The sequence below is a fragment of the Caulobacter sp. SRI_008 genome (assembly GCF_057586355.1).
Genome location: NZ_JBYCZS010000025.1, coordinates 51,311 through 67,642, shown reverse-complemented (window position 1 = coordinate 67,642; position 16,332 = coordinate 51,311). Strand labels below are relative to the sequence as shown.

Annotated in this window: 11 protein-coding genes; 6 read left to right on the top strand and 5 right to left on the bottom strand. The window is 67.6% G+C overall.

The window, feature by feature from the left end; all coding sequences use genetic code 11:
• Positions 1 to 103 precede the first annotated feature (103 nt).
• A complete protein-coding gene (locus AC2YHT_RS20340; protein WP_487291715.1) occupies positions 104 to 1,168 on the top strand; it encodes a LacI family DNA-binding transcriptional regulator in 1,065 nt (354 codons plus the stop codon).
• 233 nt (positions 1,169 to 1,401) lie between these two features.
• Here the strand turns inward: AC2YHT_RS20340 and AC2YHT_RS20335 are convergent, their stop codons facing one another.
• The 4 genes from AC2YHT_RS20335 to AC2YHT_RS20320 form a co-directional block, all read right to left on the bottom strand.
• On the bottom strand, positions 1,402 to 3,183 hold the full coding sequence (locus AC2YHT_RS20335) for an ATP-dependent helicase (RefSeq protein WP_487291714.1): 1,782 nt from the start codon (positions 3,181 to 3,183) through the stop codon (positions 1,402 to 1,404).
• The gene (locus AC2YHT_RS20330) at positions 3,165 to 4,952 is read right to left on the bottom strand and encodes an ATP-dependent nuclease (RefSeq protein ID WP_487291713.1); all 1,788 of its coding nucleotides are present in this window, start codon (positions 4,950 to 4,952) and stop codon (positions 3,165 to 3,167) included. Before AC2YHT_RS20330 ends, AC2YHT_RS20335 begins: the two co-directional genes overlap by 19 nt.
• A 244-nt stretch (positions 4,953 to 5,196) precedes the next feature.
• Positions 5,197 to 6,747 carry a globin-coupled sensor protein gene (locus tag AC2YHT_RS20325; protein WP_487291712.1) on the bottom strand — a complete coding sequence of 517 codons (1,551 nt, stop codon included), beginning with the start codon at positions 6,745 to 6,747 and terminating at the stop codon, positions 5,197 to 5,199.
• Positions 6,748 to 6,905: 158 nt separating this feature from the next.
• Entirely contained in the window at positions 6,906 to 8,366 is a 1,461-nt protein-coding gene (locus AC2YHT_RS20320; RefSeq protein WP_487291711.1) for a glucan biosynthesis protein G, read from the bottom strand.
• Between the two features lie 284 nt (positions 8,367 to 8,650).
• Here AC2YHT_RS20320 and AC2YHT_RS20315 point away from each other — a divergent pair, with 284 nt between their 5' ends.
• Genes AC2YHT_RS20315 through AC2YHT_RS20300 form a run of 4 tightly spaced genes read left to right on the top strand, consistent with a single transcriptional unit; the run spans position 8,651 to position 12,160 of the window.
• On the top strand, positions 8,651 to 9,766 hold the full coding sequence (locus AC2YHT_RS20315) for an MlaE family ABC transporter permease (protein ID WP_487291710.1): 1,116 nt from the start codon (positions 8,651 to 8,653) through the stop codon (positions 9,764 to 9,766).
• Positions 9,763 to 10,578, top strand: a complete 816-nt coding sequence (locus AC2YHT_RS20310) for an ABC transporter ATP-binding protein (RefSeq protein WP_487291709.1) — start codon at positions 9,763 to 9,765, stop codon at positions 10,576 to 10,578. Before AC2YHT_RS20315 ends, AC2YHT_RS20310 begins: the two co-directional genes overlap by 4 nt.
• On the top strand, positions 10,578 to 11,516 hold the full coding sequence (locus AC2YHT_RS20305) for an MlaD family protein (RefSeq protein ID WP_487291708.1): 939 nt from the start codon (positions 10,578 to 10,580) through the stop codon (positions 11,514 to 11,516). The genes AC2YHT_RS20310 and AC2YHT_RS20305 overlap by 1 nt, the downstream gene beginning before the upstream one ends.
• The gene (locus tag AC2YHT_RS20300; RefSeq protein WP_487291707.1) at positions 11,513 to 12,160 is read left to right on the top strand and encodes an ABC-type transport auxiliary lipoprotein family protein; all 648 of its coding nucleotides are present in this window, start codon (positions 11,513 to 11,515) and stop codon (positions 12,158 to 12,160) included. The genes AC2YHT_RS20305 and AC2YHT_RS20300 overlap by 4 nt, the downstream gene beginning before the upstream one ends.
• Before the next feature lie 1,011 nt (positions 12,161 to 13,171).
• Here AC2YHT_RS20300 and spbR read toward each other — a convergent pair.
• Positions 13,172 to 14,305 carry a pole-localized protein SpbR gene (gene spbR / locus AC2YHT_RS20295; protein ID WP_487291706.1) on the bottom strand — a complete coding sequence of 378 codons (1,134 nt, stop codon included), beginning with the start codon at positions 14,303 to 14,305 and terminating at the stop codon, positions 13,172 to 13,174.
• A gap of 158 nt (positions 14,306 to 14,463) precedes the next feature.
• Here spbR and AC2YHT_RS20290 point away from each other — a divergent pair, with 158 nt between their 5' ends.
• Positions 14,464 to 16,272 (top strand): ATP-binding protein, encoded by a 1,809-nt coding sequence (locus tag AC2YHT_RS20290; RefSeq protein WP_487291705.1) that lies wholly within the window; start codon positions 14,464 to 14,466, stop codon positions 16,270 to 16,272.
• Positions 16,273 to 16,332 lie beyond the last annotated feature (60 nt).

The window sequence follows — 16,332 nt, the reverse complement described above, 5'->3', positions numbered from 1 at the left end:
GCGTTCGGTACGCCAAATGTTCTAGGCTGGTCAGAACGGTTGAGTCCAAGCGGCCCGACCAAACGACAGTTCAGTCGTGCTTAGCGGGGGAAGCGGCAAACCGATGGCGTCGGTGACCATCTACGACGTGGCGGCGCGCGCCGAGGTTTCGATCAAGACCGTCTCGCGGGTCATGAACAACGAGCCCAACGTGCGGCCGGTCATGCGCGAGCGCGTGCTCGAGGCCGCTCAGGCCCTGGGCTACAGCCCCAACCTCTCGGCCCGCAGCCTGGCCGGCTCCAAGAGCTTCGTCATCGCCGTCTTCGTCGATGCGGCCCTGACCATCGACCACTGGCGCAGCGAGCGCGGCGCCGACTACCTCTCGCGCATCCAGCTGGGCGCCACGCTCCAGTGCCGCGACGCCGGCTACCACCTGCTGGTCGAGCTGATCGACCACGAGGCTCCGCAGATCCGCCAGGAGGTCGGCGCCCTGCTGGCCGCCCTCAAGCCCGACGGCGTGATCCTCACCCCGCCCAGCTCCGACAACGAGATCGTGCTGGAGCTCCTCAACAAGTCCGGCACCCCCTATGTCCGCCTCGGTCCGGAAGAGACCGACGGCCCCGGCCCGCGCGTGCACATGGACAACTTCGCCGCCGCCCGCGACGTCACCGAGCACCTGGCCGGCCTTGGCCACAAGCGCATCGGCTTCGTGGTCGGCGAACCGCGCCACGGCGCCAGCCAGGCCCGCCGGGCCGGCTACATGGCCGCCATGGAGGCCCGCGGCCTCTCCGTCGATGCGGCCTGGGTCAAGCAGGGCGACTTCACCTTCCAGTCGGGCCACGACGCCGCCAAGGCTCTGCTGGCCCTGCCCGACCGCCCGACCGCCATCTTCGCCTCCAACGACGACATGGCCCTGGGCGTCCTGGCCGCCGCCGCCGAGGCCGGCGTCCTCGTCCCGGGCGAAGTCTCCGTCGCCGGCTTCGACGACAGCCCCAGCGCCCGCTTCTCCCGCCCCCAACTGACCACCGTCCGCCAACCCGTCGCCGAAATGGCCGAACTGGCCACGCGCCTGCTGATCAAGGGCCAGGTAAAGGGCGGCGCGGCGGGGGCGATGGCCGCGCCGATCGACGAACTGCTGCCGTTCGAACTGATCCACCGGGCGTCGACCGCGCCCCCGCCGGTGGGGTGAGGGGCGGCGGAGGTCCGGAATGCGCCAGTTTCTGCCGTTGTCGCGCCGCCGGAAACTGAACGTTCAGCACCTAGGATAGGGAGACCATCTCCGCCCCTCCCCTTCGCCCCTCGCTGCTGAGTTCGGCCAGCATTTGGGCTGAAGTGGCAGCGCAGCGCCACAAGGGCACCTTGATGGGCCCGGTCCAGGCGAATCTCCGAGCTCTTCTTTTGCCCTTCTGCAAGCGAACTAGATCAAAAAAGTCCAATTCCGTTCGCACCCAAGAACCTGCTTGGCTGATTGCCGAAGCGGTCAGGGGCAGAAATATACATCAGGACCCGCTTTGCCCTAGTCAGGCCTACATACAGCAGCCGTTTGTCTTCCAGAATCGCTTCATTTGTTCTGCTATAGTAGTGGGGATACTTCCCTTCCGTCACTTCGATCAACGCAACGCCTTTGTATTCACGCCCCTTCGCCGTATGCACGGTCGACAATTTCAGCGCCTTCTGCGGACTGGCGAACAATCCGAGATCCTCGACGCTCAAATTGGCGAGGTCGACCTTCTGCCGGACGACGTCGGCCTTCATCTCCTGCGCCGATGCGTAGAACAGGCCAGCCTGAACCCGGTCGACAAATTCGAGCTCACGCAGGATTTCGCCCGTGGCCGCGCTCATTTCGTCGAGAAAGCGGACGGCGGAACCGCTGGCCGCGGCGGCGGCGGCGCTTTTAAGGAGCCTGACAATGGCGAGACGGCCATCACCCGCGAAGAGGCTCATCCGCGATTCATTGGTGCAGTCACGGACCGCGAAGAAGAGCGCGCGCTCAAGCTGCCGGATGGTGTCTGGGGTCGGGTCCACGACCGCGCCGCACAGCTGCTCGGCGAGACCGGCGAACAGGCGCGACTTGCGGTAAGGCCGCGCGCCTGGACCGACGACTGGAATGCCAGCGTCTCTAAGTTGCCTTGAGAGGGAGATCAGCGGACCCCATTCGCGGCAGAGGATGGTGGCGTCGCCAAAAGAGATGTTGTCGGCGGCTAGAGCCGGCAGAAATCGCTCCATGATGGCGCCAAACGTCGAGCGGTCACGGACCAGCACTGGCTGAATCGTGCAGGTTCTATCCTTACCTTCGGCGGTCATCGCCGGTGTACGGGGGAACAGCGCCTCGCCGTTTGCCACGACAGGCGGGCTTGACCGGTAATTGCCGGAGAGCGAGAGGTCGGTTCTGGCCCCAATGCGCTCCGCGAAGGGCTGGACAAGCTCCGGGCGCGCGCCAGCGAAGCCGAAAATTGATTGGGCCAGATCGCCGACGATGAAGAACTTCGACCGCCCAGCGTCGAAAATAAGCGACAGAATTTCGATCTGAAGTTCGCTCGTGTCCTGAAACTCGTCGATCAGAAACCAGCGGAATTTAGCGCCCAGCGCCTTCCTGATCATGGGATAGTCCCTGATCAGCTCGTAGGCCTCATAGACGATGGTGCCGAAATCCACATAGTCGAGGTCTCGACATCGTTGCCAGTAGAACGGTGCCGCTCGCGCTACGGCTTCGTTTTTCGCCGCCATCCCGATGAGTTTACCGGCGGCGTTCAGGGCGATGGATTCGAAGTCGTCGAAGTCCCTAGCCTGAAGGTTGAAGTAGTTGACTTGGCCCGCGGCGTACCGGACGATTTCCTCAAACTTCGGGTCTTCGCGGGTTAGTACCCGGCGGCTGGCCCGGAAGTCGGGCCTCAGCCAGCCAAACGGCCGGACAATCTCGTTTAGGCAAAACGAGTGGATGGTCGATACGAACACGTGCTGGTCGTCGCCGGGGTTCAGTTGTTCCAGCGCCCGGTGCTCGATCTCTTCGACCGCCGTGTTCGTGTAGGTGATGCAGCAGATCGCGCGCGGCGTTTGCCTGATCGCTTCCAGCTCATAGACGAGCTTGGCGATCAGGGTGCGAGTTTTCCCGCTGCCAGGACAAGCTGTGAGCAGAAGGTTGCCTGGATAATCGACCGCCGCCCGCTGTTGGGCGGTGAGCGGCTTTAGTTTCTCAACAGCCAACTGATCGCCCTCTCAATGTAGGGTGGGACGTGGCAATCTTCATCAACGTAGCGGGCGGCGACCTGGGCGAAACGAGCCTTACCGAACCGCTTGGCTGTCGAGAGGACGCGCTTTTTCAGAGCGATGGGTATCGGCCCGCCTAGCAATTCCTGAGCTTCGAGCGCCGCCCTGATCTTCGGCGCGCCAAGGGCTTTCACCGTCTTGATCAGAAGCGGCAGATTGTCCGGATGGGCCAGCTCGATCTCGAACGTCGAGTCCCCGAGAAACGCCTTCACGTAGTCCCCCTGAAGCTCCTCGATATTCCGGGGGGGCGGAACGTCATCGTCGTTGTCTACGTGGTCTTCACCTGGCGGGTTGTCCGCGTCGCAGACAATCGCGCACCGCTTCGGCATCCCCGCCTGGCTGAACATCTTGGCATAAGCCGCGAAGTGCGTGCCGTGGATCGCCACCACGGAAACCCCGTTGCGGTCGAGGTCGATATCGAGAACGGCGTTCACTAGCGGCGGGATGAGCAGAAGCTCGGCCGCCCCCTCCACCAGCATAACCTTCTTGGCAAAGAGCAGGTTCGATTTCGTCGCGTCCAGATACCGTTCCAAATCTTCGATCTGGCTTGGAGACAGTCCGCTTTCCAACGGCACGCTCGCATGCGGCGCGCCGTTCGGTCGGGATGTCAGGGTGACAAAAGACGATAGCGGAGCTTTCGATGTCACCTGCGTGCTGTGGGTCGTCATGATGCTCTGGAAGGGCATCTCCAGAAGCGCCTGAATCAGGGTGTTCTGAAGCTGGGGATGCAAATGTGCTTCTGGCTCCTCGATGAGGATCAGTTCCCCGGCTGATCGACCCTTCGCCGACCGCTGGCGGAAGTGCTCAACGAGTATGGCGATGTATAGAATGTTGTTGAGCCCGAGGCCGTTTCGGCGGGGCTCGAAGTGTTTGACCATGTCGCTCGTCAGCAGAACGATCAGGTTCCGCACGATGGACTGAAACGTCGGCGACGAAAGTCCCAGGTCAACGTCAAGGCTGAAGGCAGGGCCGGTTACGTCCTTGAAGGATTTGTCGATTGCCTCCGCCACTGTCTTTATCGTGGGGGACGCCTCGATGTCAGCGTTTGCACTGGCAACAATCGCAACGAGGGCGTCCTGCTCCGCCTTGTCGATGCCGATGGCGTCGATCAGTCGGGCGAGCGACGAGCGCCGGTTTTGCTGCAGGTCGGTTTCGACGTCCCGCAGCGCGGGCAGGAACGCCACGAGATAGCTCTGCAAATTCTGGATGCTGAAGCTGGTGGCTCCCAGGGCACCGATGTCGTCATCCCATTCGATGTCGGTCAAGTCGATGTTCGGATTGCCTGATCCGGCGAGCTCCCAGCTGAAGTCTTCAATTGACAGCTCCCCGTCGAAGTCGTCGTCGGCGAGCGCCTCTCGGACCGCTTTCTTGGGTCGAAATCGGTAGAACAGGCGCGCCTTGTCAGGGCCGATTTGGGTGCCAAGAAGCATCGCTTCTTCGTTCTCATTTCCCTCGAAACCAGAGAATTCGATGCCGACCAACACCTGAAACGGCTTGGTCTGGTCGACCTGGCAAAAGACATCCTCCTTCTGCAACATGCGATAGGAAGACGGGAGCCCAACATCCAAGCAAAGGCGAAGCGCTTGAATAAAGTTGGATTTCCCGACGTTGTTTTCGCCAATAACAACGGTTGCGCCCGTTGAAATCGAAACATCTACCTCTGCTAGAGACCGGAAATTCTTTATCACCACGCGACTGACGTGCATTTGGCATGTCCCCCGTTGCCTTGTCGGCACTCTAACGTGAAGATTGTACGTTTAACGTCCACAAGAAGGGCGCGCAACAAGGTTGCCCGCATGTGATGACCGGGTGTGCCTCCCCGCCTCTCAATGCTCACCTGCCAGAAAGCAGACCTGCCGAACGGCCGCTATGAGTCATTAGCGGAAAGAAAAAGGGCGCGGCCTTCACGGCCGCGCCCCTCTCAAAACCTCAGAGCTAGAAGAACCGCCCTCACCGCCCCGGTCGGGCGAAAGCGGCGACCTTGGCCCGCGCCGCGTGCACTGGGTGTTCCGGCTCGGCGTAGCGGGTCGGCTGGGCCGAGTGACCCGCCCCGCCGATCCTGAACCCGCCGACGTGGTTGGCCAGGTCCGCCGCTTCGGCCCGCAGCGCCCGGGTGGCGTCCGTCGAGCGTTGGGCCATGGCGGTGTTGCGCTGGGTGACCTGGTCGAGCTGGCCGACGGCGCTGTTGACCTCGTTGAGGGCCGTGGCCTGTTCGTTGGCCGAGGCGGCGATCTCGTTGACGAGGCTGTCGATGGCGCCGACCTTGTCGACGATGCCGCGCAGGGCGTCGCCGGTCTGGCGGACCAGCTCGACGCCCTCGCCCACCTGGCGGCTGGAGTCGGAGATCAGGCTCTTGATCTCCTTGGCGGCGTCAGCCGAGCGTTGGGCCAGGGCGCGGACTTCCTGAGCCACGACCGCGAAGCCCTTGCCCGCGTCGCCGGCCCGGGCCGCCTCGACGCCGGCGTTCAGGGCCAGCAGGTTGGTCTGGAAGGCGATCTCGTCGATGACTCCCAGGATGTGGTTGACCTGGTTGGACGAGCTTTCGATCTGGCTCATGGCCTCGGCGGCGCGGGTGACCACGGCGCCCGAGCGCTGGGCCTCGGTAGCGGCCTCGCCGACGCGCGTGGAGACCTCGCGGGCGCTCTGGGCGGTCTTGGCGACGGTCGAGGTCAGCTGTTCGACGGCGGCGGCGGTCTGTTCCAGGGTGGCGGCCTGCTGCTCGCTGCGCAGGGCCAGGTCGTCGGCGGCCGAGGCGATCTCGTCGGCGCCCGAGCGGATGCCGCGGGTGGCGCGGTCGACCGCGCCCATCGCTTCCGCAAGAGCGGCGGCGGCCTGGTCGAAGTCGGACTTCAGGCTGACGAACTCGGGCGACAGGGCGCCGTCGACGCGGGCCGACAGGTCGCCGGCCGCCAGGCGCGAGAGGGCGTCGCCCACGGCGCGCACGGCGTCGGCCTGGCGCTGTTCGGCGCTGGCGCGCTCGGCCTCCAGCTGGTCGCGCTCGTCCTGCAGCAGTTCCAGATAGGTCGAGATCGCCAGGTCCATGTCGAGCATGACGGCCTTGTTCAGGGCCACCAGGCCGTCGGCCAGCTCGGCGTCGTTCTTGGCGCTGGCGAACAGGCCCTTCGCGCGCTTTTCGACCATGGCGCGGATCAGCTTTTCGGCCACCAGGGCGTAGCCGCCGATGTACCAGCGCGGCTCCAGGCCGATGACGGCGTGGGCCTTGCCGATGCGGGCGACGTCCTGCTGGTAGTCGGCGCCGTATTCGGCGGTGGCCAGGCGGCGCCAGTGCGAGGACTGGCGGGTCTGGGCGCTGCCGATGTGCGCTTCGTTGGAGAACATCTTGCGGGTCTCGGGATAGGCCCGGACCTGGCTGTAGAAGGCGTCGAGCGCCCCGTTGATCTCGGCGTCGATCAGCGGCTTGGCCGCGCGCAGGGCGGCGCGGTCCTTGTGGTCGAACCGCATGAAGCTCATGCGCTGGTCGAGCTGGTTCTGCGCGCTCATGCCGTCACCCCGAGTCACTGAAAATCCTGGTCAGGAGAGCCGTGACGGCAATTCATTAACCAAGATTGAAACCCGGGCGGCCCAGCCGCAAATGACCGCCTGTCGAGCCGTTAAAGCTTGCGCGGGGTGTGGCGGAAGGTCGCTTTTCGGGCCGGCGCTCACGCCATCCAGAGGTAGCGCCAGGTCTCCGAGATCGGGGTGTCGCCGCGCACCAGACGCAGGCTGAGCTCGGCCTGGCTGGCCGTCGGCTTCAGGCCGAAGGCGGCCCGCACCGTGGCCTCGCGCGGATAGGGGGTGATGTTGCTCCAGGTGGTCTGGCCGCCCTTGGCCTCGATCTGCAGCTTCACCCCGTCCAGCCCGTCGGCCAGCATCGGGCCGGAGAGGTCGATGGTGAACATCCTAAGGCCCGCCTGGGCGTCGGCCCCGGTGCGGGTGCGCACCACCCTGGCCTCGCCGTCGCCCCGCCGCTCGCCGCCCCAGTGCAGGCGGTAGGAGAGATCGACGCGCGAGCCGGCCTCCCAAGGCGCGTCCGGCCGCCAGAAGACGGCGATGTTGTCGTCGCTCTCCTTGCGGGTGGCCAGCTCAGCCAGCACCACCGCGCCCTTGCCCCAGGCGCCGAGCGGTTCGACCCAAAGGCTGGGACGCAGGTCATAGCGGGCTTCCAGATCGCCGTAGTCCTCCAGCCGCCGGGCGCGCTGCACCAGGCCGAAGCCCCTGGGGTTCTCGTCCTGGAAGTATGACAGGCGGTGGGCGGTCGGGTTGGTCAGCGGCCGCCAGATCTGCTCGCCGGTCCCGGTCAGCATGGCCAGGCCGTCGCTGTCGTGCACGGCGGTGCGGAAGTCGTCGCCGCGCGGCCCGTCCGACACATTGAACAGGAACATGCTGCTCTGGGCGGCCACGCCCATCCTGGTCATCCGCACGCGGGGGAAGATCGTGGCGGTCACGTCGAACACCACCGACTGGCCCGGACGGATCAGGAAGCTGTAGGCGCCCGTGCAGCTGGGGCTGTCCATCAGGGCGTGGACGGTGACGGTCTCGGCGTCGTCGGCCGGCCGTTCCAGCCAGAAGCGCTCGAAGCTGGGGAACTCCTCGTTGGGCTCGCCGGCGCCGATGGCCAGGCCCCGCGAGGACAGGCCGTAGAACTGGTCGCGGCCCAGGCTGCGGAAATAGCTGGCGCCCTGGAAGACGGCGATCTCGTCCAGCTTGTCGGCCCGGTTCAGCGGCCACAGCAGGCGCAGGCCCGAGAAGCCGCCGATGGCCTTGGCCGCGCCGGCGTGCTCGCCGGGCACGTCGAACATCTCCGGATCGAACGGCACCGGCCGCGCCACCCCGTCCTCGACCTCATGGATCGGGAAGACGCGCGGATAGAGATAGGCCGGCGGAAAGAACTCGGCGCGGAACGGCGGCTGACGATCGGCCCACAGGGCGTGCTCGGCCCGGAAGCGGATGCGGAAATAGTCGTCATAGGACAGGCCGGCCAGGCCCTTGTTCCCGCCCGTGGCCGGGGCGCGGTAGGGCTTTTTGGCCAGGGCCTGGGCCATGTCGCGCAGGATGTCCGGCGAGAACGGCTCACCGGCCGATCCCGTGTCGGTTTGCGCTGCGGCAACACGGGGGAGCATGGCGACCAGAGCTCCGAGAGACAGCGCGCCGAGCGCGCCGCGACGGCTAAACGTACCGAATTCCATGCGGCCCCTTCTATGCCGCGCGCCGCTTCGGCGCTACGAACCGTACGGTGAATTAACGCGGTTTGACGGCGCCATTGCGGCGGCGCCGCATAAAGCTGCAAGACCGATCATCCGGGTCGCGCCACGATTACGACGCAACAAGCTGCGCCTTGACGCGTTTGAGCCGGCGGCGCAGTCCCTGTTAGGCTGAGTCAGCAACCTAGGGATCAGCGCGGTATATGGGCGTACGGGCGGAATTCACCCTGGAAGACAAGGACGACGGCAAGTCGGTCGTCCTGTCCGGGGACTGGACGGCGCGCGGCATGGCCGACGCGGGCCTGCGCCTTGCCGAGGCGATGAAGGGTTCGGACCAGTTCCACCTCGACCTGACCGGCATGAGCCGCTGCGACACGGCCGGCGCCTACGCCATCATCCGCGCCGCCGACGGCCGGCTGACGGCCGGGAACATCAAGGCCCGCAAGCAGACCCTGCGCCTGCTGGAGCTGGTCGGCGACGCCATCCAGGTCGAGTGCCCGCCCGACAACCGCCTGCACGGCTTCGTCGCCCTGCTCGACCGCATCGGCCGCGGCCTGTTCGACCTGCTGCACGACGGCTACGGCACGCTGGTGTTCCTGGGCCACCTGCTGACGGCCATCGGCCGCTGCATCGTCAATCCGCGCAAGATCCGCTGGGCCCCGATCATCTCCCTGTCCGAGCGCGCGGGCCTGGACGCCATGCCGATCGTGGCCACCACCACCTTCTTCATCGGCGCGGTCGTCGCCCTGCTGGGCGCCAACCTCCTGACCGACTTCGGCGCCCAGGTGTTCAGCGTCGAGCTGATCGGCGTGTCGGTGCTGCGCGAGTTCAACATCCTGATCACCGCCATCCTCCTGGCCGGCCGCTCGGCCTCCAGCTTCGCGGCCGAGATCGGCTCGATGAAGATGAACCAGGAGATCGACGCCATGCAGGTGATCGGCGTCGATCCCTACGAGGCCCTGGTCCTGCCCCGCTTCGCGGCCCTGCTGCTGACCATCCCGCTCTTGACCTTCGTGGCCACCCTGGCGGGTCTCGCCGGAGGCATCGTCGTGGTCTGGGTGGTGCTGGACCTCTCGCCCAGCTTCTTCCTGCAGCGGATGACCGACTATGTCGGCGCCACCCACTTCTGGATCGGCATGTCCAAGGCCCCGGTCATGGCCATGGTCATCGCCGCCATCGGCTGTCGCCAGGGCATGGAGGTCGGCAACGACGTCGAGTCGCTGGGCCGCCGGGTCACCGCCGCCGTGGTCCACGCCATCTTCGCCATCATCCTGATCGATGCGGTCTTCGCCCTGCTCTACATGGAGCTCGACATATGACCGCCGCTCACGCTCAAGCGACCAAACCGGAAGAAGCCGCCCCGCCGATCCAGGTCGACGGCCTGGTCTCGCGCTTCGGCGACAACACCGTGCACGACAACCTCGACCTCACCGTCGAACGCGGCGAGGTTTTGGGCGTGGTCGGCGGCTCGGGCACCGGCAAGTCGGTGCTGCTCAACAGCATCATCGGCCTGAAGGCCCCCGACGGCGGCGTCATCCGCCTGTTCGGCGAGGACATGCAGGAGGCCTCGCGCCGCAAGTGGACGGCGCTGGAACGCCGCTGGGGCGTGCTGTTCCAGCAGGGCGCGCTGTTCTCCAACCTGACCGTGCGCGAGAACGTCGCCGCCCCGCTGTTCGAGCACACCCGCCTGCCCAAGAGCGAAATTCTCGAACTGGCCGACCTGAAGATCGCCCTGACCGGCCTGCCCGCCCGCGCCGGCTCGCTGAAGCCGGCCGAGCTGTCGGGCGGCATGCGCAAGCGCGCGGGCCTGGCCCGGGCCCTGGCGCTCGACCCCGAACTGCTGTTCCTCGACGAGCCCACCGCCGGCCTCGACCCGATCGGGGCCGCGGCCTTCGACGAGCTGATCAAGGACCTGTCCGACAGCCTCGACCTGACCGTCTTCATGATCACCCACGACCTCGACAGCCTCTACGCCATCACCGACCGCGTCGCCGTCCTGGCCGACAAGCAGGTGATCGCCCAGGCCCCCGTCGAGGAGCTGGAACACTCCGACCACCCCTGGATTCAGGAATACTTCCTCGGCCCGCGCGGACGCGCGGCCGGGAAAGGCGCTACGGCGAGGAGCCGCTGATGGAAAGAAACGCCAACTACGCCCTCGTCGGCGCGGCCTGCCTGATCCTGTTCATGGGTCTGGTGGTGTTCGTGGTCTGGCTGGCCAAGCTGCAGTTCAACAAGGACTACGACCTCTACGACGTGCTGTTCGTCGGGGCGGTGCGCGGCCTGTCGGAAGGCGGCGAGGTGCACTTCAACGGCATCAAGGTCGGCGAGGTCACCAAGATCGAGCTCGACAAAGCCGATCCCAACCGCGTCATCGCCCACACCCGCCTGACCTCCGACGTGCCGGTGCGCGTCGACAGCTACGCCACGCTGGAGCCGCAGGGCATCACCGGGGTCAACTACATCCAGCTGACCGCCGGCACCTCGACCAAGCCGCTGCTGAAGGACACGGTCAAGAAGGGCGACATCCCGATCATCCGCAGCCAGCGCAGCGCCCTCTCCGACCTGCTGGAAGGCGGCGGCACGGTGCTGACCCGCACGATCGAGGCCCTGGACCGCGTCAACCGCGTGCTCTCCGACCGCAACATCAAGACCTTCAGCGCCAGCCTGTCCGACGTCCAGTCGGTCACCGCCGAACTGCGCGAGCGCAAGGAGATCATCGCCGACGCCCAGAAGGCGCTGCAGAGCATCGACACGACGGCCCAGGAGATCGCCAACCTGTCGCGCTCGACCCAGGGCGTGGTCGACGGCGACGGCCGCAAGGCGATCAAGGACCTCGGCGCGGCCGCCGACGAGATCAAGGCGGCCGCCAAGGACGTGCGGACCATGGTCAGCAACCTGGAAGGCCCGACCAGCGACTTCGCCTCCACCGGCCTGCCGCAGCTGTCCTCGGCCATCGTCACCCTACAGTCGGCCGCCGAGTCGCTCGACCGCCTGGTCGGCGAGGTGGAGCAGAACCCGCGCGGCCTGGTGGGCAAGGCCCCGGCCAAGGAAGTGGAGATCAAGCCGTGAGCGCATTCCGGATCAAGACCCTGGTCGCCGGCGCGGCGGCCCTCGGCCTGGCGCTCAGCCTCTCGGCCTGCATCAGCGTGTTCCCCAAGGCCAAGCCGTCCGGCATGTACCGCTTCGGAACCACGCCTCCGGCGGCGGCCAAGGGTCCGCCCGGCGCGATGTTCGGCGTGCTCAAGGCCCCCACGGTCTTCACCCGCCCCTCGGCCGGCGACCGCATCCTGACCACCAGCCCCGGCGGCGAGGCGGCCTATGTCGCCGACGCCCGCTGGATCGCCCCGGCCAGCGTGCAGTTCGACGAGGCGATCGCCCGGGCCTTCGACGCCGATCCCGGCCGCGCCCGCCTGATCGGCCGCGGCGAGGTGGCCAAGGCTCAGATGGTGGTCCGGCTCGAGGTCCGCGCCTTCGAGGCCGCCTATGTGAACGGCCCCAAGGCCCCGCCCGAAATTGTCGTCCAGGTGCGCGGCGTCATCAACCGCACCGGCGACCGCGCCCTGGTCGGCGACCAGCTGTTCGAAGCCAGGGTGAAAGCCTCCGACAACCGCGTCGGCGCCATCGTCGCCGCCTTCGACCAGGCCAACGCGAAAGTCATCGGCGACATCGTCGGCTGGATCAACGCGGCGGGCGCGGGTTTGCCGGCGGAATAGGGACCCTCCCCCTCTGGGGGAGGTGTCGCGGAGCGACGGAGGGGGGCCGTTTTCAGCTTCCGAAGCGCTTGCCTTCCCCTCCCCCGTAAAATCCCCGCGAAAGCGGGACAACGGATCCCTCTCCCCCTGCGGGAGAGGGTGGCCTGCGAAGCAGGTCGGGTGAGGGGTCTCTCAAAACCCAACACCGCGTGGAGCGGTCAGGCCGGGCGAAGCGTCTCACATCTGAGAGACCCCTCATCCGTCGGCCTTCGGCCGCCACCTTCTCCCGCAAGGGGAGAAGGGTCGCTGACGGGAATAGAGCGCCCTCTATCCCCGCCGATCGCGCCAAAGACCCCAACCAATCCAGCCGCTTGCAACTTTCTCAGCGCTCTGGATCAGACGCGCTGAAACCCGCTGCATAATGGACCCGTCCCGTCGCAGGGAGAGGGCGCAAGGATCCGGCCCGAAGCGTGCGATGGCGATGCGATCGAGCGGGGCCGCCGGAGCTGTGTGAGCAGGGCCGAACGGCTTAAATGAGGATGGAGGACGTAAACCCATCCATCGGGAGCTTGCCTGTATCGGCTCCCGCCCGTCCGAGGGTCCGCTCCGGCGCCTTCTGTCTGCACGCGATGGCTAGCGAAGCTTACAGCCCGGTTCCGGGGAAGGCATACGCCGAAGGGGGTGAAGGGCGGAAAAGGCCCGCGCGCCCCGGCCTGAGGGATAGAACGATCGCGCGGGGCGTCCAGCTTCGTCGAAACGGTATTCAAACTCACAACTCCGGGCGAGGCCCGGACGCCCCGCGCCCTCTCCACACCCTCAGCGGTTCACCGCGTGAGGGCGAAGCCGCACGCCAAGGAACCTCCCCCTGTGGCGGAGGCGGCCGAAGGCCGGTGGGGGGACGTTTTCAGCTTTCGAGCCGCTGGCCGATCCCGCGCCAACTCCCCCCTCCGATCGCTGCGCGATCGCCTCCCCCACAGGGGGAGGTTCCTCGGGAACGGCCGCCACCTTCTCCCTCAAGGGGAGAAGGACGCCCTACCCCGCCGCGCGGGCCTTGAAGCCCGCCAGGCGGTCCAGCTTGTCGAGGAGGTAGTCGTGCTCTTCGCGCGAAACGGCCTGGGACGAGGTCAGGAACCGCTGCAGCATGTGCTCCTGGAAGCGCTCGCGCTCGCCGGGGCGGCCGTCGAATTCCATGCCGTGATAGGCGTCGACCCCGGCGCGGAAGGCCGGGAACAGGCGCGACGGCAGGCCGGCCCGCTCGTAGACGGCCTTCAGGCCCAGGGCCCCGGCGTCGTGCACCATCAGCCAGGTGCGGTGATGCGGAACCCCGGCCAGCTCGGAGAGGCCCCACTCGAAGAAGGTCATGTGGCCCTGGGCCACGGCCCGCAGCAGCAGCGACGGCGTCAGCCGGCCGGCGCGGTGCAGATGGGCGGCGAAGGCCTGCGGGTCGGCGGTGCGGCCGGCCTGGTCCACCAGGTCGATCGTCGCCCGCTCCTTGGCGCCTACGATGATCTCCAGCGCCCGCTCGGCCGAGAGGGCGTGGTTGTCGAGGATGTGCTCGCGCAGCTGGTCGCCGACCATGTCGATCAGGCGCTCGGTCACCGACAGCGGCAGCACCGAGCGGTAGGCCACGGCCTTGAGCACGGTCTCCGACTTGGCGAAGCGGTCCAGGGCCTTCTGCAGGGCCATGTCCGAGAAGCGGGCGTTGTCGTTGGCGCAGGCGGCGGCCACGACGTCTTCCGGCGCCTGGTCGACCAGCAGGCCGGTGACCTTGCTCGACAGCTTGGGCCGGCGGGCGATGGCCATCTGGCGCACGGGGCCGCCCAGGCGGATGATCTCGGCCAGGTCGTTGTCGTTGAACACCGGCGAGAAGCTGATCACCGGCAGCGACACGCTCTCGACGTCGCGGGCCAGGCGGTTGGCGACGTCCGGCGGCAGCAGCGGCGAGGTCTTCAGCGTCACGGCCAGGGCGCGGCGCACCAGCTCGGCGGCGTCGGCGGCCATGACCCGCAGGATGTCCTGGGCCTGGAGGCGTTCGTCCTCGCTCAGTTCGGCGCGGTCGATCTTGCGGCACAGCTTGTGAGCGGCCAGCGCGCGCTCGTCAGGCGTCGCGCCCTTCACGAGCATGCGGATGTCGTCGGTGGTGAGCGCGGCGCGGGTCGTGGCCATGGGCCTGGCCTTCTGCGAATGAACGTCGAATCAAACAATGTGACGGTTAGCGTTAACGATTGTTTGCCCTGGATACCTCCCCGATTAACGATACCCCGTAACCAGCCGCAAACCGTGAGCGCATAGCGTCCTCCCCTGACTGTCCGAGGATCCGATTCTTGCTCGCCGAGCGCCGAACCCAAGACCTGACCAGGCCCGGGGCCGACACCGCGCTCGCCCTCGGCGTGCAGAGAGCGTTGCTGCCCTACGCCCTGGCCATCTTCGCCGTAAGCCTGCCGTTCTTCGTCTGGGCGGGATCGCACGCGGCCAACGCGCTGTGGATGACGATGACCTTCGCGGTCTTCGCCATCAACTGGGGCGTGTTCTACGGCGTCACCAACTGGCTGAGGACCCCGGAGGCCGAGGACCTGACCCGCCGCATGCGGCTTCAGGTCGCGGGCGGCCTGCTGTGGGCGCTGGCCGTCGTGCAGATGTCCGCCTTCGCGGAAGGATCCGGTCCGGCCCGCGAGACCCTGCTGCTGCTGGCCGCCGCCGCCGGCATGGTCTGCATCTTCTTCGCCGCCCCCGTGCTGCCCTGCCTGATGGTCGTGGCCCCCGTGGCCGCCGCTGGCCCGCTGGTCGCCCTCTTCAGCCGGCCCGAGAGCCGCTCGGCCGGCGTCATGGCCTGGGGCGGCCTGGCGCTCGCCATGGCCATGGCCATGATCTTCAACCGCATGCTGCGCCGCCAGCACGCCCTGGCCGTCGCCCACGAGGCCCTGATCGAGGAACGCCTGCGCGTGCTCGAGGCCGCCGAACGCACCGCCCGCTCGAAGTCCGACATCGTCGCCACCCTCAGCCACGAGATCCGCAACGGCCTGACCGGCGTCACCCACGTGCTGGCCGCCGCCGCCGGCAAAGGCGGCCGCGCCGCGCCGTCGCGTGAGCAGCTGAACGCCGCCCTCGACGCCGCCCAGGACCTGATCGCGGTTCTGAACGCCACGCTCGACGCCGAGACCGCCGAGGCCGGCCGCCTGGCCGTCGAGCGCCAGGCCTTCGAGCCCGTCCGCCTGGTCCGCGACCTGGCCTTGCTGGAACGCCCCCACGCCCTGGCCAAGGGCCTGGAGCTGGCCGTCCACGTCGATCCGACGCTGGAGGCCCGCCTCCTCGGCGCCGCCGTCGCCGATCCGATGCGCACCCGCCAGATCATAGCCAATCTCGTCGGCAACGCGGTGAAGTACACCGTCCGCGGCCGGGTCGAGGTGCGGATCGAGCCGCGCGGCGACCGCATCGCCATCGAAGTCGCCGACACCGGCCCCGGCCTGTCGGCCGAAGAACTGGAGCAGGCCTTCGAGCCCTTCCGCCGGGTCGAGCGCACCGGCGCCGGCGTCAACGGCGCGGGCCTTGGCCTGTCGCTGTCGCGCCAGCTGGCCAAGCTGATGGGCGGCGCGCTGGAGACCAGCAGCGCCCTGGGCGTCGGCAGCTGCTTCACCCTGCTGCTGCCCTACGACGTCGCCGCCCCCTGCCCGCAGGAGCCGGTCGAGGAGACCCTGGCCGCCGCCGATCAGGCCCCCGACGTCCAGCGCAGCCTGCGCGTGCTGATCGCCGAGGACGACGCCCTCAACGCCGCCATGCTGCGCGCCATCCTCGAGCAGCTGGGCCACCAGGTCGTCCACGCCCAGAACGGCCGTCGCGCCGTCGACCTGGCCAAGGTCTGCGAGTTCGACCTGCTGATGCTCGACGGCCGCATGCCGGTTCTGGACGGTCCGGAGACCGCCGCCGAGATCCGCGCCCTGCCCGGCGCCAACGGCCACATGCCGATCATCGCCGTGATCGGCGGCGACGCCGACGAGGCCCGCGAGTGCACCGAGGCCGGCGCCGACACCGTGCTGCGCAAGCCGGTCAGCGTGGCGGGCGTCGCCCGCGCCGTGGCCGACGCCGCCGCCCTCACCCGCCAGCCACGCGCCGAAGGGGTTCGCGGCGCGGCCTGAGCGGGCTTTCCAACGAGCGTTTGAACGCCCATCCTGCCCGCAACGAGAAAAGCGGGAGGA

Excerpts from the sequence above, each read along its gene's own strand:
- AC2YHT_RS20330 (WP_487291713.1), bottom strand. The coding sequence starts at position 4,952 with ATGCACGTCAGTCGCGTGGTGATAAAGAATTTCCGGTCTCTAGCAGAG.
- AC2YHT_RS20325 (WP_487291712.1), bottom strand. The coding sequence starts at position 6,747 with ATGAGCGCGCAGAACCAGCTCGACCAGCGCATGAGCTTCATGCGGTTC.
- AC2YHT_RS20320 (WP_487291711.1), bottom strand. The coding sequence starts at position 8,366 with ATGCTCCCCCGTGTTGCCGCAGCGCAAACCGACACGGGATCGGCCGGT.
- AC2YHT_RS20315 (WP_487291710.1), top strand. The coding sequence starts at position 8,651 with ATGGGCGTACGGGCGGAATTCACCCTGGAAGACAAGGACGACGGCAAG.
- AC2YHT_RS20340 (WP_487291715.1), top strand. The coding sequence starts at position 104 with ATGGCGTCGGTGACCATCTACGACGTGGCGGCGCGCGCCGAGGTTTCG.
- AC2YHT_RS20310 (WP_487291709.1), top strand. The coding sequence starts at position 9,763 with ATGACCGCCGCTCACGCTCAAGCGACCAAACCGGAAGAAGCCGCCCCG.
- spbR (WP_487291706.1), bottom strand. The coding sequence starts at position 14,305 with ATGGCCACGACCCGCGCCGCGCTCACCACCGACGACATCCGCATGCTC.
- AC2YHT_RS20305 (WP_487291708.1), top strand. The coding sequence starts at position 10,578 with ATGGAAAGAAACGCCAACTACGCCCTCGTCGGCGCGGCCTGCCTGATC.